Here is a 17,161-nt window from a genome sequence, read left to right on the forward strand (position 1 = left end):
GTGGGTCACCACGCCTAGGCGGCGCGCCGCTTGAAGGCGGAATAGCGCAGTCCCATGAGCCACAGTGTACCGAAGTAGACCACCGCTGCAAGTACCAGGCACGACGCGAGCAGCGCGATGCGCAGCAGCGGCGTGGCGCCCAGGCCGATCCAGTCGAAATTGCGCGCGAACCAGAGCAGCATGCCCGACAACAGCAGCACCGAGGTGCCCAGCCGCGCCAGGAACAGCCACCAGCCCGGCGCCGGCTTGTACAGGCCGCGCCGGCGCAGGCCGAAGAACAGCAGCAGCGCATTGATGGTGGCGCCGGCACTGATCGACAGCGCCAGGCCCGCATGCCCGAGCCACGGCACGAACACGACGTTGCATGCCTGCGTGATCACCAGCACCAGCAGCGCGATCTTGACCGGCGTGCGGATGTCCTGGCGCGCATAGAAGCCGGGGGCCAGGATCTTGATGGCGATCAGCCCCAGCAGGCCGGTGCCGTACGACACCAGCGCCTGGCGCGTCATCTCGACGGCGTGGGCGTCGAACTTGCCGTAGTGGAACAGCACCGCGGTCAGCGGTGCGCCGAACACGAACAGCCCCACCGCGCAGGGCACCGCCAGCAGGAAGGTCAGCCGCAGGCCCCAGTCGAGCAGGCCGGAGTACTCCGCATGGTCTTCCTTGGCGCTCGCCTTCGACAGGCTCGGCAGCAGGATCGTGCCGAGCGCCACGCCCAGCAGCGCGGTCGGAAATTCCATCAGCCGGTCGGCATAGGTCAGGTACGAGACGCTGCCCGCGGCCAGGTGCGAGGCGATGTTGGTATTGATGATCAGGCTGATTTGCGCCACCGACACCGCCAGCAGCGCCGGCCCCATCTGGCGCAGGATGCGGCGCACGCCGGGATCGGACCAGGCAGTGCGCACATTGAAGCCCAGGCGCGGCATCACGCCCAGGCGGCGCAGCGCCGGCACCTGGATCGCCAGCTGCAGCACGCCGCCGACCAGCACGCCCCACGCCTGCGCATAGATCGGCTGGTCCATGTGCGGGCCGACGAACAGGGCGGCCACGATCAGGCACAGGTTCAGCAGTACCGGCGTAAACGCCGGCACGGCAAACTTGCGCCATGTGTTCAGGATGCCCGAGGCCAGCGCCACCAGCGAGATCAGGCCGATGTACGGGAACATCACCCGCGTCATGAAGACAGCGGCGGTATAAGTCTCGCTCTGCCCGCGGAAGCCGGTCGCCACCGCCGTCATCACCAGCGGCGCGCCGATCACGCCCAGCAGCGACACGCCCATCAGCACCCAGGTCATTACCGTGGCGACGGCGTCGATCAGCGCCTTGGTCTGCTCCTCGCCACGCTTGCTGTGGTATTCGCCGAGGATGGGCACAAACGCCTGCGAGAACGCGCCCTCGCCGAAGATGCGGCGCAGCAGGTTGGGGATGCGGAAGGCGACGTTGAACGCATCGGTCATCTCCGACGCGCCGAACGCGCGGGCGATCAGGATCTCGCGCACGAGGCCGGTGATGCGCGACAGCATCGTCAGGCTGCTGATGGTGGCGAGCGCTTTGAGCAGGTTCAAGGTGTGGATCGGAGCGGGACGGTGGATCGGTGCGGGCGCGGGCCGCGGGGCGGCGTGTGCCGGACGTGGCGCCCGGGACGCCTTTCAGACGTGGGCAACGCGGTAAAGTTGCCGGCTCGCCACGCGCACCGGCGCGATGTGGCGCATATTATACGGATCGCCTGTGACAGGCCCCGCACGCGTCGGCAAAGTCCCAGCAGTCTTGCGCCGTGTGTCGGCATCTGTGTATAATTGCCGATTCACAAGGACAGTTGCGTTCCGGATTCGTGTGTCAGTGCATCCCGGGTCGCTCGATATGACTTAATTGTTGTGTCCCCCGCGGCACGCATCTGAATTCAGGATATTTTCGAAATGGCAAATTCCGCACAAGCTCGCAAGCGCGCCCGCCAGGCCGTCGCCCAGAACGCTCACAACTCCAGCCTGCGCTCGCGTCTGCGCACCGCCGTCAAGGCCGTCCGCAAGGCCATCGACGCCGGCGACAAGGCTGCTGCCGCTGAAGTGTTCAAGAACTCGCAAGCTGTGATCGACAGCATTGCCGACAAGAAGATCGTGCACAAGAACAAGGCTGCACGTCACAAGTCGCGCCTGTCGGCCGCCATCAAGGCCATGGCTGCTGCCTGATTGTTGTGTGGGTCGCCCCGGCGGCCCGGCAGCGGCGGAACTTCGGTTCCGCCAGACAAAAAAGCTCGTCATCCGACGAGCTTTTTGCTTTTGCGGCGCCTGTAGTTTGGCGACCTACCGCGATGTCATTCCAGCGAGCAGGCCTCGACCAGTTGCAGGTTGTTGTCGCGCGCAAAGTTCAGCACGAAATCCAGCGCCTTCGGTTCGATATCGCGCAGCCGCACATCCACCACCACGCATTTGACGTTGCCGGCGAAGATGGGGCGCACGTAGGGGGAATAGGTCAGCCGGGGATCGCCGGTGTCGCCTTCGGGGCGGAACTGCGCCATCACGCCGCACAGCCGCTCGGCCCAGTCGCTCGGGCGGAAGGTCTTGCCTTCCTTGGTAATGCCTTGGATAAAGTATTCGCGAACGTTGGGGTTCATGAGGCTGGACACTGCGGGTGAGGCGACGACTCGACGGTTAAGCCCGCGGAAACGTGCGCCCGTTTGACGCGGCTGGTGCGCGTTTGGTTCGCGCTTTTTCCGGCCGGGAAGGCGGGGCGTCGGTGTCTGCGGGGGCACTTTTGATGCCGGCGGCGCGCAGCGGCAAGGGTATGCCGGGGCCCCGCGTGAATCAGCCAGTATTATATCTTATATAAGACTTGCGCATAAGGGCGGAATCCTGTCGGGAACCTGTCAACGCGCTCGGCGCGGCGCCCGTCACGGGTTGTCCCGGGCTGGGCAAAGCAGAAATAATCCCTTATGATTCCTGCAGTTAAATTGCGTATGCGACGCGAAAGGCGGCTCCGCGGCGCGCTCAGGTCATGGCACTTCATGACGGCGCGTCCCCACCGAGCCGCCTTCTTTGTTTTATGAGCCCAACCCCGATCAAGCATTACCTCCAGTTCAGCGACTTCACTCCCGACGAGTACGAGTACCTGCTGGACCGCGCGCGGATCCTGAAGGCCAAGTTCAAGAACTACGAGACCTGGCACCCGCTGCACGACCGCACGCTGGCCATGATCTTCGAGAAGAATTCCACGCGTACGCGCCTGTCGTTCGAAGCCGGCATCCACCAGCTGGGCGGCCATGCGGTGTTCCTGAACACCCGCGATTCGCAGCTGGGCCGCGGCGAGCCGATCGAGGATGCGGCGCAGGTGATCTCGCGCATGGTCGACATCATCATGATCCGCACCTTCGGCCAGGACATCATCGACCGCTTTGCCGCGCACTCGCGCGTGCCGGTGATCAACGGGCTGACCAACGAATACCACCCGTGCCAGGTGCTGGCCGATATCTTCACCTACATCGAGCAGCGCGGCAGCATCCGCGGCAAGACGGTGGCGTGGATCGGCGATGCCAACAACATGGCCTATACCTGGATCCAGGCTGCCGAGCGGCTGGGCTTCAATTTCCATTTCTCGGCGCCGCCGGGATACCAGCTCGATCCCGCCATGGTGCCGGCGACCGCCGCCAGCCTGGTCAAGGTCTTCGAGGATCCCCTCGCCGCCTGCCAGGGCGCCAGTTTGGTCACCACCGACGTTTGGACCAGCATGGGCTTCGAGGCCGAGAACGAAGCCCGCAAGCGCGCCTTCAAGGACTGGATGGTCACCACCGCGATGATGGACCGCGCCGAGCCCGACGCGCTGTTCATGCACTGCCTGCCGGCGCACCGCGGCGAGGAAGTCGAGGCCGCCGTGATCGACGGTCCCAAGAGCGTGGTCTGGGACGAGGCGGAAAACCGCCTGCACGTGCAGAAGGCGCTGATGGAATACCTGCTCTGCGGCCGCTACTGAGCGCGCGCGGAGTGAACAGGGGAGGGGCCGCGATGGCCCCTCTTTTTACGTCTGATTCAAGACAGTGAAGGAGATGGAAGTGAGCCAGTTCGACAACGTATCGGTCGTCAAGAAAGCCAACCTGTATTTCGACGGCAAGTGCGTGAGCCACACCGTGCTGTTCCCGGACGGTACCCGCAAGACGCTGGGCGTGATTTTCCCGGCTTCGCTGACGTTCAACACCGGCGCGCCGGAAATCATGGAAATCAACGGCGGCAGCTGCCGCGTGCGCCTGGCCGGCGCGGAAGACTGGCAGGCCTACGGCGCTGGCCAGCAGTTCGACGTGCCGGGCAACAGCAGCTTCGACATCGAGGTGCTGGAGACGCTGGACTACGTCTGCCACTTCGGGTGATCGCTGGGCCAGCAGGCGCTACAGGCGCTACAGCACTACCGGCTCGGGCTCGATCCGCACGCCGAAGCGCGCTTCGACGGTATCCGCGATGCGGTTGGCCAGCGCCAGGAGCATCGCGCCGGTTCCGCCGCCGCGGTGCACCAGCACCAGTGCCTGCTTGCCATAGACACCCACCGGGCCGTCGCTGACGCCCTTGAACCCGCAGCGGTCGATCAGCCAGCCCGCGGCGAGCTTGTAGCTGCCGTCCGGCTGGGGATAGCTCACCAGGTCGGGATTGGCCTGCAGCAGCGTATCGCGCTGCGCGGCGCTGACCAGCGGGTTCTTGAAAAAGCTGCCGGCGTTGCCGATCTGCGCGGGGTCGGGCAGCTTGCGCGTGCGGATCGCCACCACCGCGTCGCGGACCGTGGCGGCGTCCGGCGCGAGATTGCCGGACAGCTCGCGCGCCAGTTCGCCGTAAGACAGGACCGGTTGCCATGCCTTGGGCAAGCGCAGCGTCACCGCGGTAATGATGTAGCGGCCCGCGCCGGCCTGCTTGAACAGGCTGTCGCGGTAGCCGAACCCGCATGCGCGTAAATCAAGCCAGACGAACAAGTCGGCATGGCGGTCATAGGCGCGCACGCCTTCGAAGCGGTCACGCAGTTCCACCCCATAGGCGCCGATATTCTGGATCGGCGCGGCGCCCGCAGTGCCGGGAATCAGCGCCAGGTTCTCGAGGCCCGGCTTGCCGTCGGCAATGGTGCGGTCGACCAGCGCATTCCAGTTCTCGCCCGCGCCCGCGGTGACCAGCCAGGCGTCATCGGCATCCTCGACCTGGTAGCCCGGGATCTCCATCAGCAGCACCAGCGCGTCGAGGTCGCGCGTCAGCACCACGTTGCTGCCGCCGCCCAGCACTACCAGCGGCAGGCCATTGGCGCGCGGGTCCGCGAGTGCCTCGGTCAGGTCGGCTTCGCTGCGCACATGCACGGCGAAGCGCGCGCGCGCATCGAATCCGAATGTATTGTGGCGGCGCAGGGGATAAAATTCGTGGAAATCTGCCATGCAAGGGGATAGGTGACGCGGCCGCCGCTGGTGGTAAGCGTTGCGGCCCCTGGCTGCGAGGTAGGCCTGAATTATACGGAAGGCGTCGCCAACGGCCGCCTTCCGGGCATATGGATCACAAGGAGAATGCAATGCCGTCGTTTGACGTAGTGTGCGAAGCGAACATGGTCGAGGTGAAGAACGCCGTCGAGCAATCCAACAAGGAAATCTCGACCCGCTTCGATTTCAAGGGCTCGGACGCCCGGGTCGAGCAGAAGGAAAACGAACTGACCGCCTTTGCCGACGACGATTTCAAGCTGGACCAGGTGAAGGATGTGCTGATCAACAAGATGGCCAAGCGCAATGTCGACGTGCGCTTCCTGGACTACGGCAAGACCGACAAGATCAGCGGCGACAAGGTCAAGCAGGTCATCACCATCAAGAAGGGGGTGACGGGCGACCTGGCCAAGAAGATCGTGCGCATGATCAAGGACAGCAAGATCAAGGTGCAGGCCAGCATCCAGGGCGATGCGGTGCGCGTCTCGGGAACCAAGCGCGACGACCTGCAGAACGTGATCGCCATGCTGCGCAAGGACGTCTCGGAAGCGCCGCTGGACTTCAACAACTTCCGCGACTAAGCCGGATTCTCCCGGTGCCGGCGTCCATGCCGGCACCGCATGCCGCCGCGGCGCGTCAGCGCGCCTGCGGCAGCCCGCCGATCTTCGCGCCGGCGCGAATGCCCTTCTGCGTGAACCAGCCCTGGTTCATTTCCAGCGCATAGCGGATCGCCGTCTTCGGGCAGTGGTTGCTCTCGGTACGCGGTGCCATGTCCTCGATATTGACGATGGTCCCGTCGTCGGCAAGAAAAGCGATCGACAGCGGCAGCTCGGTATTGCGCATCCAGAAGCAATGACCGGCCTTTTGCTCGAACACGAACAGCATGCCGCTGTTGACCGGCATGCTCTTGCGGTACATCAGCCCCTGTTCGCGCGCCGCCGGCGTGGCGGCAACCTCGGCGTGGATCGCGTACATGCCCGCGGTCAACGGCACTACCGGCAGCGCGGCTTGCGCCTGGGCCTGGCCGGCGGCGAGCACGGCGAGCGCCGCGGCAATCTGGAAGCAGCGTGACAACGGCGTCTTGAGCAGGAAGGACATGGTGTTCGGTCTGGAAGGGCGCGGACGGCAGCCGCAAGCATAGCGCAGGTGCCGCGCCGATGGATGGCGGCGGCCAAAACGAAAAAGGCAGGCGCCTGGTGGCAGCCTGCCTCTTTCTTCGCCGGCGCGTGGCCGGCACGGCGGCTTACTGCGCGGCCGGGGCCGAAGCCGTGGCGGCCTTCTTGTGGGTGGTCTTCTTGTGGCTGGTCTTCTTCTTTGCGGGCTTCGGGGCTTCCTTGGTGGCCGCGGGCGCTGCAGCGTCGGCAGGGGCCGAAGCCTGGGCGAAGGCGCCGGTGGCGAACAGGCCGACAACCAGAGCAGCGATCAGTTTTTTCATGGCGATTACCTCGAAGGATAAGAACAGTCGGAAGTTGTGACGCGTGATTGGACGTGTCACCGACAAGAACGAGGCGTCCGGACGGCGCGTTGACGCGCCATTTGTTAGCTTTTGTAACGAGAACGCCGCTTGGCGTCGTTCGCCTGTCTGGTCTTTGAGACATGGGTGGCCGGCGCGCGTGTCGCCGTCAAGCCCAGTACATCGAGCTCGACCTCGCACGATTCCCCAGGGGCGAGACCGAGCGTGCGCAGGTCGAGCGGCCCGATGCCCACGCGGACCAGCCGCAGCGTGGGGAAGCCGACGGCAGCGGTCATGCGCCGCACCTGCCGGTTCTTGCCTTCGCGAATCTTCAGCTCCAGCCATGACGTCGGGATCGCGGCGCGATAACGCACCGGCGGATGGCGCGGCCAGAGCCAGTCGGGCTCACCGATCGCACGCGCCCGCGCCGGCTGCGTGACGAAGTCGCCAAGGTCGACTCCGGCGCGCAGCCGCGCCAGCGCGGCCGCATCGGGAATGCCCTCGACCTGGGCGAGGTAAGTCTTTTCCAGCTTGTGGCGCGGGTCGGCAATGCGCGCCTGGAGCGCGCCGTCGTCGGTCAGCAGCAGCAAACCTTCACTGTCCGCATCGAGCCGGCCGGCCGGGTACACGCCCGGCACGTCCACGCAAGCGGCCAGCGTGGGGCGCGTGGGATGTTCCGAGAACTGGCTCATGGTGCCGTACGGCTTGTTCAGGGCGATCAGGGTCATGGGGCGCAAGTATGCCCCAGCCGCGCGCCGCGGTTGGCGGATGATGAAAGATTGCTGCATAATACGAAATCAGTCTTGTGTCTTATATAAGACTAAGACTTGCCTGAATGTACGCCAAGGTGGTGCAATGCAGTGCTGGGCGGGCCGCGATGCCCGCTACAATGCCAGCGCCACCTCGCGAATCTCGCCGTCGGCCAAGCCCCGGCGGCCGTCTAAACCGTTCCGTACTGGAGACGTCATGTATCAACACATCAAGGTTCCGGCCGGCGAAAAGATCACGGTCAACCAGGATTTTTCGCTGAATGTCCCGGACAACCCCATCATTCCTTATATCGAAGGCGACGGTACGGGCGTCGATATCACGCCGGTGATGATCAAGGTCGTCGACGCGGCCGTGGCCAAGGCCTACGGCGGCAAGCGCAAGATCTCCTGGATGGAGATCTACGCCGGCGAGAAGTCGACCAAGGTCTACGGCCCGGACGTGTGGCTGCCGGACGAAACCCTGGATGTGCTCAAGGAATACGTGGTCTCGATCAAGGGCCCGCTGACCACGCCCGTGGGCGGCGGCATCCGCTCGCTGAACGTGGCGCTGCGCCAGCAGCTGGACCTGTATGTCTGCCTGCGCCCGGTGCGTTACTTCAAGGGCGTGCCTTCGCCGGTGCGCGAGCCGGAAAAGACCGACATGGTGATCTTCCGCGAGAACTCGGAGGACATCTACGCCGGCATCGAATGGGCCGCGGAAAGCGAGCAGGCGAAGAAACTCATCAAGTTCCTGCAGGACGAGATGGGCGTGAAGAAGATCCGCTTCCCGGCCACCTCGGGCATCGGCGTCAAGCCGGTTTCGCGCGAAGGCACCGAGCGCCTGGTGCGCAAGGCGATCCAGTACGCCATCGACAACGACAAGCCGTCGGTGACGCTGGTGCACAAGGGCAACATCATGAAGTTCACCGAGGGTGGCTTCCGTGACTGGGGCTACGAGTTGGCGCAGAAGGAATTCGGCGCCGAGCTGGTTGATGGCGGCCCGTGGTGCAAGTTCAAGAACCCGAAGACCGGCAAGGACATCGTCGTCAAGGACGCGATTGCCGACGCCTTCCTGCAGCAGATCCTGCTGCGTCCGGCCGAATACTCGGTGATCGCCACGCTGAACCTGAACGGCGACTACGTTTCGGATGCCCTGGCCGCGCAGGTCGGTGGCATCGGCATTGCCCCGGGCGCCAACATGTCCGACTCCGTCGCCATGTTCGAGGCCACCCATGGCACCGCGCCCAAGTACGCCGGCAAGGACTATGTCAACCCGGGCTCGGAAATCCTGTCGGCGGAAATGATGCTGCGCCACATGGGCTGGACCGAGGCCGCGGACCTGATCATCGCGTCGATGGAAAAGTCGATCCTGTCCAAAAAGGTCACGTACGATTTCGCCCGCCTGCTGGAAGGCGCGACCCAGGTTTCGTGCTCGGGCTTTGGCCAGGTGATGATCGAAAATATGTAAGCACAGACTCCCGCTGTAGCGGGCGACCTGCCTTGGAAGAACCCCGCTGCCGTGCCCCGGCTGCGGGGTTTTTTCTTGCGCCGGCCAGCGCCGTTGCCTAGAACTTCAGGGATTGCAACGGACGGGCGGGCTGGCCCGGGGAGACTGCCATGGACGATCCTTTCCGCCGCACCGCCTTCGGCGCGGCCGTCTTTTACAAGGACCCTTTGGCCGCGCTGGACTGGCTCGAACGCGCCTTCGGCTTCCAGCGGGTGATGGTGATCCGGGACCAGCAGGACCAGCTGGTGCACTCGGAAATGCGCTTCGGCGATAGCTACCTGATGGTCGGCAGCGAGTGGGCTGACTTTACAGCCAGCCCGGCGTCGATCGGCGGCAAGAATACGCAGACGGTGCATGTGCACCTGCGGGATGGGATCGACCAGCACTGCGAGCGGGCCCGTGCCGCGGGCGCGGTGATCGTGCGCGAGCCGCAGGACGAGTTCTATGGCGACCGCTCCTACACTGCCAGGGACCCGGAAGGTCATGTCTGGACCTTCGGCCAGACTGTGCGGCAGGTCACAAAGGAAGAGGCCGAGCAGGCCAGCGGGTTGAAGATCGACGGCTGGGCCTGAGCTGGCCAGCCCCCATGGCCGGCCCGCGCAAAGCAGAAAGCCCGGCACGAGGCCGGGCTTTCCGTCGGATGCGGTGCGTGCAGCTGATATGCGCCACAACCTGCCCGGCTGCCTGAGACAGCGTGGCCGGCACTGGCGCCGATCCCGTCCCGGGGGAGCTCCCCCCGCACCCTCGTAGACCGCTCCACGGCTCTGCCGGCCGGGATACGGTCGCGGCGCAGCTTAGCTGGCGTCCTGGATATTGGTGGCTTGCTTGCCCTTGGGGCCCTGGACCACCTCGAACGAGACGCGTTGACCTTCCTTCAGCGTCTTGAAGCCCGACATCTGGATAGCCGAAAAGTGCGCAAACAGTTCTTCTTCGCCCTCGTCCGGCTTGATAAACCCGAAGCCCTTGGCGTCATTGAACCATTTGACGATACCGCTTGCCATATACTCCCCCAACGAAATAGCAGATTTCAAAGCGGGGAAGCCGATGCCGGCCGGATGGCTCGGACTGCAGCGCACGCACTGCGACGCCATGACCGGCCGCGTCCCGAGGTGCGGCCGGCGATGACGCGCGGCGAGGTGCAATCGCGTGGCGGCCAGTCTGGATGCTGACTCGCCGCCGCCAGGCCGTGGGCCTCCCTGCTCACGGATCACCCGCTCATTGGCCTTTTGCTTTGGCTCGCGGCTTCAGGCGGGTGTGCGAACGATTCTTCTGTCAAACATACATACTGTCAAGCTGGCGGAATCCCCACTGCGGGCAGGGTGTGGCGGGAAACGGACGGCGCGGGATGGTACCTTGGCGGCAAGCATCGGGTATTGTCCGGATCAGTCCTGCGGTCTCCCGTCACGTGCATTGCAATGCCTCTGGCGTGCGGTTCCGCGCTTTTTCATAACCGGAAACAGGTAGCCCGGCCCTTGAATCCGGCGCCTTTTCCCCAAATTGCAGAGTTGCGAGTAAGGGTTAGAATAAAGCCATGGCTACACGGCTTGCGAATGTCCCACAACGCGAAGCGGGCACCATCCTGGAGCGTAAAGAGCAGGCGCTAAAACCGCCTGCCATGTTCAAGGTGGTGCTGCTTAACGACGACTACACTCCGATGGAGTTTGTCGTGATGATCCTGCAGCAGTATTTCAGCAGGGACCGGGAAACGGCGACGCAGATCATGCTGACCGTGCACCGGGAAGGAAAGGGCGTCTGCGGTATCTACACCAGAGATATCGCGGCGACAAAAGTCGAGCTGGTGTCAACGCACGCGCGGCAGGCGGGGCACCCCTTGCAGTGCGTGATGGAGGAAGCATGATTGCGCAAGAATTGGAAGTGAGCCTGCATATGGCTTTTGTCGAAGCCCGGCAGGCACGCCACGAGTTCATTACCGTGGAGCATCTGCTGCTGGCATTGCTCGACAATCCCACGGCAGCTGAAGTCTTGCGCGCCTGCGCGGCCAATATCGAGGACCTGCGCACCAGCCTTAAGAACTTCATCGCGGATAACACGCCGGTGGTGCCGGGGACCGACGAGGTCGATACCCAGCCCACGCTCGGCTTCCAGCGCGTGATCCAGCGCGCGATCATGCACGTACAGTCCACTTCCAATGGCAAGAAGGAAGTGACCGGTGCCAACGTGCTGGTCGCCATCTTTGGCGAGAAGGATTCGCACGCGGTCTACTACCTGCAGCAGCAGGGCGTGACGCGCCTTGACGTGGTCAATTTCATCAGCCACGGCATCCGCAAGGACCAGTCCGAGCCCGCCAAGCATGGCGACAATGCCGGCGAAGGCGAGGGCGGCGACGGCAAGGAAAGCCCGCTCGAGCAATACACCCAGAACCTGAACGCGCTGGCCAAGGCCGGCAAGATCGATCCGCTGATCGGCCGCGAAAGCGAAGTCGAGCGCGTGGTGCAGGTGCTGTGCCGCCGGCGCAAGAACAACCCGCTGCTGGTGGGCGAGGCCGGCGTCGGCAAGACCGCCATTGCGGAGGGGCTGGCCTGGCGCATCACCAAGAACGAAGTCCCGGACATCCTGGAAAAGGCCACCGTCTACTCGCTCGACATGGGCGCGCTGCTGGCCGGCACCAAGTACCGCGGCGACTTCGAGCAGCGCCTGAAGGGCGTGCTGAAGTCGCTCAAGGACAACCCGAACGCGATCCTGTTCATCGACGAGATCCACACGCTGATCGGCGCGGGCGCCGCATCGGGCGGGACACTGGACGCCAGCAACCTGCTCAAGCCGGCGCTGTCATCGGGCCAGCTCAAGTGCATCGGCGCGACCACCTTCACGGAATACCGCGGCATCTTCGAGAAGGACGCGGCGCTGTCGCGGCGCTTCCAGAAGATCGACGTGGTCGAGCCGTCGGTCGACCAGACCGTGCAGATCCTGCGCGGCCTGAAGTCGCGCTTCGAGGAGCACCATGGCGTCAAGTACGCGGCTTCGGCGCTGACCGCCGCGGCCGAGCTGTCGGCCCGCTTCATCACCGACCGGCACCTGCCGGACAAGGCGATCGACGTGATCGACGAAGCCGGCGCGGCGCAGCGCATCCTGCCGAAGTCCAAGCAGAAGAAGACCATCGGCAAGGGCGAGATCGAGGACATCGTCTCGCGCATCGCGCGCATCCCGCCGCAGAGCGTGAACCAGGACGACCGCAGCAAGCTGCAGACGCTGGAACGCGACCTGAAGTCGGTGGTGTTCGGCCAGGATCCCGCGATCGAGGCGCTGGCCTCGGCGATCAAGATGTCGCGCGCCGGCCTGGGCAAGACCGACAAGCCGATCGGCTCGTTCCTGTTCTCGGGTCCCACCGGCGTGGGCAAGACCGAGGTCGCCAAGCAGCTGGCCTTCATCATGGGCATCGAGCTGCTGCGCTTCGACATGTCCGAATACATGGAGCGCCACGCGGTGAGCCGACTGATCGGCGCGCCGCCGGGATACGTCGGCTTCGACCAGGGCGGCCTGCTGACCGAGGCCGTCACCAAGAAGCCGCACTGCGTGCTGCTGCTGGATGAAATCGAGAAAGCGCATCCGGATATCTTCAATATCCTGCTGCAGGTGATGGACCATGGCTCGCTGACCGACAACAACGGCCGGCGCGCCGACTTCCGCAACGTGATCATCATCATGACCACCAACGCGGGAGCGGAGACCATGAACCGCGCCACCATCGGCTTCACCAGCACGCGCGAGCAGGGCGACGAGATGGCCGACATCAAGCGCATGTTCACGCCGGAGTTCCGCAACAGGCTGGATGCCACCATCAGCTTCCGCTCGCTGGACGAGGAAATCATCCTGCGCGTGGTCGACAAGTTCCTGATGCAGCTGGAAGAGCAGCTGCACGAGAAGAAGGTGGAAGCCAGCTTCAGCGAGAAGCTGCGCAAGTTCCTGGCGCACAAGGGCTTCGACCCGCTGATGGGCGCGCGTCCGATGCAACGCCTGATCCAGGACATGATCCGCAAGGCGCTGGCCGACGAGCTGCTGTTCGGCAGGCTGGTATCCGGCGGCAAGGTCGTGGTCGACCTGGACGAGCAGGACCAGATCAAGCTCGATTTCTCCGAGATCGAGCCGGAACCGCCCGAAGCGCCGGAAGAGCAGCGCGCCGAGGCCTGAGCGGCGACCGTCGCTCCGGCCTGAAAGGGCCGGAGACGGCCGAAAATCGCACCGGATCGTGGCGATCCGGGCGCGGTTCGGCGGGGGTCGCCTGCAACGCGGCCGATCATCGGGCAAAATACAGGGGGCGGCAGTGATGCCGCCCCTTCTTTTTTGTCCCGGCGGCCGCCGGCATTGCGGTCGCCAACGCCCGAATACCCGATGTCCTCTGCCGAACGCACGCGGCGCCGCCGCCTGCTGCTCAAGATCCTGCCGCTGGGCGCCATGCCTGTCCCGATGATGCACGCCGCCGCCGAGGCGCCGGCCGGCAACCGTCCGCTCGCGCTGGTGCTGCCGTTCCCGCCCGGCGGCAGTGTCGATATCGTCGCGCGCCAGCTGCAGCCGGGGCTGAAGGCGGCGCTGGGGCAGACCGTGGTGGTCGACAACAAGCCGGGCGCCGGCGGCCTGATCGCGTCCAGCACCGTGGCGCGCGCCAGGCCTGACGGCAGCACGTTGCTGATGGCCTTCGATACGCACGCCATCAACCCGTTTGCCTACAAGCAGCTGCCCTACGACACCTTCCACGATTTCACGCCGATCTCGCAGCTGGTGCGCTTTCCGCTGGTCATCGCCGCCAATCCCTCGCTGACGGCCGCCAATGTGCGCGAACTGGTGGCATTGGCCAAGGCCAAGCCCGACAGCGTGCGCTATGCCTCGTCCGGCATCGGCAGCCTGAACCAGCTTGCAGCCGAGGCGCTGGCGACCGAAGCCGGCATGCACATGCTCCACGTGCCCTACAAGGGCGGCGGCCCGGCCGTGCAGGCGGTGCTGGCCAATGAGGTCGATCTCTTTTTCAGCAGCTATGCCGCGGTACAAGCGCATGTGGCCGCGCGGACCATCAAGGTGCTGGGCGTGACCGGCACCAGCCGCCTGCGCCAGTTGCCGCAGGTGCCGACCGTGGCCGAGCAGGGGCTCAAGGGTTTTGAAGCTTATTCCTGGATCGGCGTGTTCGGGCCCGCCAACCTGGCCGCGGCAACGGTCACGCGGATCCACCAGGCGCTGGTCGAGTCGCTGCGCCAGCCGCGGGTGGTCGATGCGCTGGCCGCGCAGGGCTTCGAGATCGTCGGCGGCAGCCCGGCCGACCTCGGCAAGCTGGTGCGCCAGGAGCACGACAAGTGGCAGGCCGTGGCGCGCAAGGCCAATATCCAGTTCGAATGACGGCGGCCGGCGCAGGCGCGCCCGCCGCACAGACCGAGGTGATGTCGATGGCAAGCCAAGCGGAAATGTTTGACCATGCGGTGGTGGTGTGTCCCGACCTCGATGCGGGGGCGCAGGCCTGGCAACGGCTCGGCTTTACGCTGACGCCGCGCGGCTACCACACGCTGGGTTCGCAGAACCATTGCATCATGTTGGGGCACGACTACGTCGAGCTGCTGCACGTCACAGCGCCCACCCCCAGCCGCCAGTACTACTGGGACGCGCAGGCGCGCGGCGGCGGCTGCGCGGCAATGTCGTGCAAGAGCGACGACGCCTTCGGCACCGCCGCACGGCTGCGTGCGTCGGGCTGGTACACCTCGGATCCGATCGAGTTCTCGCGCCCGGTGCGGCTGGACGACGGCAGCGAACATCCCGCCACCTTCCGCGTGACCGCGCTCGACGATGCCCCGGGCGCGCGCTATTTCGTCTGCGAGCACCGCACGCCCGAGCTGCTGTGGCGGCCGGAATGGATGTCGCACGCCAACGGCGCCGACAGCATCGCGACCATGTTCCTGGTGGTGGCCCCCGCGCTGGTCGATGCCGCGGCGCGGGCCTATGCGGAACTGACCGGCGGCGAGCTGACGCAGCTGAGCGAGCACGTCAGCAGCCTGGCGCTGGATGACGCCGCGCTAGTGGTCAGCACGCCGCAGGCGCTGGCCTCGGCGACCGGCACGGCGCATGTGCACAGGGAGGTGCCGGGATACGCCGCGATGCGCCTGCGTACCGGCGACCTGGCCGCGGCGCGCGCGCTCTGGCGCAACGCCGGCGTGCCGACCCTCGACCTCGGCCCGCGCGAAACGCTGGTGCCGGCCGAGGCGGCCGGCGGCGTGGCGTTGCTGTTCGAACAGCGCAGCTGAAATGCAAACTGGCGCCACAGGGCGCCAGTCTTCCTTTGCCAGCGTGAATGAGCGTCAGGCCTTGGCGTGATGCACCCCGGTCGAGCCGAAGCCACCGGCGCCGCGCTCGCTGTCTTCGCTGAACTCGTCCACCGTCGTGAAGACCGGCCGCAGCACCGGCACGAACATCATCTGCGCGATGCGCTCGCCCGGCTGGATCACGATCGGCTCGGTGCCCGGCGCGTTGCGGTTCCACACGCTGACCATGATCTGGCCCTGGTAGTCGGCATCGATCACGCCGATCGAGTTGCCCAGCACCAGGCCTTTCTTGTGGCCGAGGCCCGAGCGCGGCACGATGGTCGCGGCCATGTAGGGGTTGCCCATGTGCACGGCGATGCCGGCCGGCACTAATTGCGCGGGCGTGCCCGGGGCGATCGACACCGGCGTGTCGACGCAGGCATGCAGGTCGATGGCGGCGGCCATTTCACTCTGGTAGGCAGGCAGGCCCCATTCGTTCAGGCGGGCATCGAGCACCTTGATTTCGACGGTGGGGTTCAGAGGCTGGGTCATAGACAATCTCGGGAAAATTCGTTTCAACAATCAGGGACGCGCCCGCCCGGGCAGGCGTTGGCCGATTGCGGCAACGAGCTGGCGCGCCAGCGACAGCTTGTCGGCGCGCGGCAGCCGCGTCATGCCGGCGGCATCGAACAGCACGATCTCGTTGTCGTCCAGGCCAAAGGTATGGTGGCCGATATTGCCGACCAGCAGCGGCACGCCCTTGCGCTGGCGCTTCTGTTCGCCGTACTGCTCCAGGTTTTCGCTTTCGGCCGCGAAACCGACGCAGTAGGGCGCATCCGTGCGCGCCGCCACGGTGGCGAGGATGTCCGGGTTCTGCACGAACTGCAGCGTGGGCGTGTCGGTGTCGTTGGCCTTCTTCAGCTTCTGCCGGGCCACTTCGGCGGGGCGCCAGTCGGCCACCGCGGCCACCGCGACGAAGACGTCGGCGCCGGGCAGCTGTGCCAGCACTGCATCATGCATCTGCTGCGCGCTGCGCACATCGGTGCGCACCACGCCGCGCGGCGTCGGCAGGCTGGTCGGCCCGGCCACCAGCAGCACTTCGGCGCCGGCCTCGCGCGCCGCGCGCGCGATCGAGAAGCCCATCTTGCCCGACGACAGGTTGGTGATGCCGCGCACCGGGTCGATTGCCTCGAAGGTCGGCCCGGCGGTGATCAGCACGCGCTTGCCTTGCAGCGGCTTGGGCTGGAAGAAGGCGATGATGTCGTCGAGCAGTTCTTCGGGCTCGAGCATGCGGCCGTCGCCGACCTCGCCGCAGGCCTGGTCGCCGCTGCCCGGCCCCAGGATGGTCACGCCGTCGGCGCGCAGCTGCGCGGCATTGCGCTGGGTTGCCGGCGCTGCCCACATCTGGCGGTTCATCGCCGGCGCCACCAGCAGCGGGCAGTCGCGCGCGATGCACAGCGTGCTCAGCAGGTCGTCGCACAGGCCGTTGGCCAGGCGCGCCATGAAGTCGGTGGAAGCGGGTGCGATGACAATGGCGTCGGCCTCGCGCGAGAGGTCGATATGCGCCATGTTGTTGTCGATGCGGGCGTCCCACTGCGACAGGAACACCGGGCGGCCGGACAGCGCCTGCATCGTCACCGGGGTAATGAAGTGGGTCGCCGCCTCGGTCATGGCCACCTGCACGGTGGCGCCGGCCTTGGTCAGCAGGCGGACCAGCTCGGCCGACTTGTAGCAGGCGATGCCGCCGGTCAGGCCGAGAACGATGTGCTTGCCGCGCAAATCCAT

Annotated in this window: 19 protein-coding genes; 10 read left to right on the top strand and 9 right to left on the bottom strand. The window is 65.7% G+C overall.

Going from position 1 to position 17,161, the window contains the following annotated elements:
• Positions 1-14 precede the first annotated feature (14 nt).
• Positions 15-1,565: a murein biosynthesis integral membrane protein MurJ gene (murJ, locus tag ACAD63_RS03450; protein ID WP_133092241.1), complete on the bottom strand. Its 1,551-nt coding sequence runs from the start codon at positions 1,563-1,565 to the stop codon at positions 15-17.
• Positions 1,566-1,916: 351 nt separating this feature from the next.
• Between murJ and rpsT the strand changes: the two genes are divergently transcribed.
• Positions 1,917-2,186, top strand: coding sequence for a 30S ribosomal protein S20 (rpsT, locus tag ACAD63_RS03455; protein ID WP_063240209.1), 270 nt, complete (start codon positions 1,917-1,919; stop codon positions 2,184-2,186).
• A gap of 125 nt (positions 2,187-2,311) precedes the next feature.
• On the opposite strand, the gene ACAD63_RS03460 is transcribed toward rpsT, so the two are convergent.
• Positions 2,312-2,611: a DUF3579 domain-containing protein gene (locus tag ACAD63_RS03460; RefSeq protein ID WP_063240208.1), complete on the bottom strand. Its 300-nt coding sequence runs from the start codon at positions 2,609-2,611 to the stop codon at positions 2,312-2,314.
• Between the two features lie 428 nt (positions 2,612-3,039).
• Here ACAD63_RS03460 and argF point away from each other — a divergent pair, with 428 nt between their 5' ends.
• Entirely contained in the window at positions 3,040-3,963 is a 924-nt protein-coding gene (gene argF, locus ACAD63_RS03465; RefSeq protein ID WP_133092240.1) for an ornithine carbamoyltransferase, read from the top strand.
• Positions 3,964-4,042: 79 nt separating this feature from the next.
• Positions 4,043-4,354, top strand: coding sequence for a pyrimidine/purine nucleoside phosphorylase (locus ACAD63_RS03470; RefSeq protein ID WP_135705879.1), 312 nt, complete (start codon positions 4,043-4,045; stop codon positions 4,352-4,354).
• Positions 4,355-4,381: 27 nt separating this feature from the next.
• Here the strand turns inward: ACAD63_RS03470 and murB are convergent, their stop codons facing one another.
• On the bottom strand, positions 4,382-5,392 hold the full coding sequence (murB, locus tag ACAD63_RS03475) for a UDP-N-acetylmuramate dehydrogenase (protein WP_135705878.1): 1,011 nt from the start codon (positions 5,390-5,392) through the stop codon (positions 4,382-4,384).
• Positions 5,393-5,523: 131 nt separating this feature from the next.
• Here murB and ACAD63_RS03480 point away from each other — a divergent pair, with 131 nt between their 5' ends.
• Entirely contained in the window at positions 5,524-6,009 is a 486-nt protein-coding gene (locus ACAD63_RS03480; protein WP_063240205.1) for a YajQ family cyclic di-GMP-binding protein, read from the top strand.
• 55 nt (positions 6,010-6,064) lie between these two features.
• On the opposite strand, the gene ACAD63_RS03485 is transcribed toward ACAD63_RS03480, so the two are convergent.
• The 3 genes from ACAD63_RS03485 to ACAD63_RS03495 all read right to left on the bottom strand — a co-directional run bounded on the left by ACAD63_RS03485 (position 6,065) and on the right by ACAD63_RS03495 (position 7,609).
• A complete protein-coding gene (locus tag ACAD63_RS03485; RefSeq protein ID WP_135705877.1) occupies positions 6,065-6,526 on the bottom strand; it encodes a DUF192 domain-containing protein in 462 nt (153 codons plus the stop codon).
• A gap of 145 nt (positions 6,527-6,671) precedes the next feature.
• Positions 6,672-6,863 carry a hypothetical protein gene (locus ACAD63_RS03490; protein ID WP_133092236.1) on the bottom strand — a complete coding sequence of 64 codons (192 nt, stop codon included), beginning with the start codon at positions 6,861-6,863 and terminating at the stop codon, positions 6,672-6,674.
• Between the two features lie 104 nt (positions 6,864-6,967).
• Positions 6,968-7,609, bottom strand: coding sequence for a pseudouridine synthase (locus tag ACAD63_RS03495; RefSeq protein ID WP_434033425.1), 642 nt, complete (start codon positions 7,607-7,609; stop codon positions 6,968-6,970).
• Between the two features lie 238 nt (positions 7,610-7,847).
• On the opposite strand from ACAD63_RS03495, the gene icd reads away from it, so the two are divergent.
• Positions 7,848-9,098: an NADP-dependent isocitrate dehydrogenase gene (icd, locus tag ACAD63_RS03500; protein ID WP_133092234.1), complete on the top strand. Its 1,251-nt coding sequence runs from the start codon at positions 7,848-7,850 to the stop codon at positions 9,096-9,098.
• A gap of 149 nt (positions 9,099-9,247) precedes the next feature.
• Positions 9,248-9,709: a VOC family protein gene (locus tag ACAD63_RS03505; protein ID WP_135705876.1), complete on the top strand. Its 462-nt coding sequence runs from the start codon at positions 9,248-9,250 to the stop codon at positions 9,707-9,709.
• Positions 9,710-9,931: 222 nt separating this feature from the next.
• Here ACAD63_RS03505 and ACAD63_RS03510 read toward each other — a convergent pair whose 3' ends face one another.
• Positions 9,932-10,138 carry a cold-shock protein gene (locus tag ACAD63_RS03510; RefSeq protein ID WP_010814999.1) on the bottom strand — a complete coding sequence of 69 codons (207 nt, stop codon included), beginning with the start codon at positions 10,136-10,138 and terminating at the stop codon, positions 9,932-9,934.
• Between the two features lie 530 nt (positions 10,139-10,668).
• On the opposite strand from ACAD63_RS03510, the gene clpS reads away from it, so the two are divergent.
• The 4 genes from clpS (at position 10,669) to ACAD63_RS03530 (ending at position 15,379) form a co-directional block, all read left to right on the top strand.
• A complete protein-coding gene (gene clpS, locus ACAD63_RS03515) occupies positions 10,669-10,995 on the top strand; it encodes an ATP-dependent Clp protease adapter ClpS (protein WP_010814998.1) in 327 nt (108 codons plus the stop codon).
• On the top strand, positions 10,992-13,286 hold the full coding sequence (gene clpA / locus ACAD63_RS03520) for an ATP-dependent Clp protease ATP-binding subunit ClpA (RefSeq protein ID WP_133092232.1): 2,295 nt from the start codon (positions 10,992-10,994) through the stop codon (positions 13,284-13,286). Before clpS ends, clpA begins: the two co-directional genes overlap by 4 nt.
• A gap of 201 nt (positions 13,287-13,487) precedes the next feature.
• Positions 13,488-14,483 carry a tripartite tricarboxylate transporter substrate binding protein gene (locus tag ACAD63_RS03525; protein ID WP_434033426.1) on the top strand — a complete coding sequence of 332 codons (996 nt, stop codon included), beginning with the start codon at positions 13,488-13,490 and terminating at the stop codon, positions 14,481-14,483.
• 47 nt (positions 14,484-14,530) lie between these two features.
• The gene (locus ACAD63_RS03530) at positions 14,531-15,379 is read left to right on the top strand and encodes a VOC family protein (RefSeq protein ID WP_434033427.1); all 849 of its coding nucleotides are present in this window, start codon (positions 14,531-14,533) and stop codon (positions 15,377-15,379) included.
• Between the two features lie 54 nt (positions 15,380-15,433).
• Here ACAD63_RS03530 and dut read toward each other — a convergent pair whose 3' ends face one another.
• Both dut and coaBC read right to left on the bottom strand, forming a co-directional pair.
• On the bottom strand, positions 15,434-15,928 hold the full coding sequence (dut, locus tag ACAD63_RS03535; protein WP_133092229.1) for a dUTP diphosphatase: 495 nt from the start codon (positions 15,926-15,928) through the stop codon (positions 15,434-15,436).
• 30 nt (positions 15,929-15,958) lie between these two features.
• Positions 15,959-17,161 carry a bifunctional phosphopantothenoylcysteine decarboxylase/phosphopantothenate--cysteine ligase CoaBC gene (gene coaBC / locus ACAD63_RS03540; protein ID WP_434033428.1) on the bottom strand — a complete coding sequence of 401 codons (1,203 nt, stop codon included), beginning with the start codon at positions 17,159-17,161 and terminating at the stop codon, positions 15,959-15,961.

Source organism: Cupriavidus sp. a3 (genome assembly GCF_051015765.1).
In the GTDB taxonomy this organism is placed as follows: Bacteria; Pseudomonadota; Gammaproteobacteria; order Burkholderiales; family Burkholderiaceae; genus Cupriavidus; species Cupriavidus oxalaticus_A.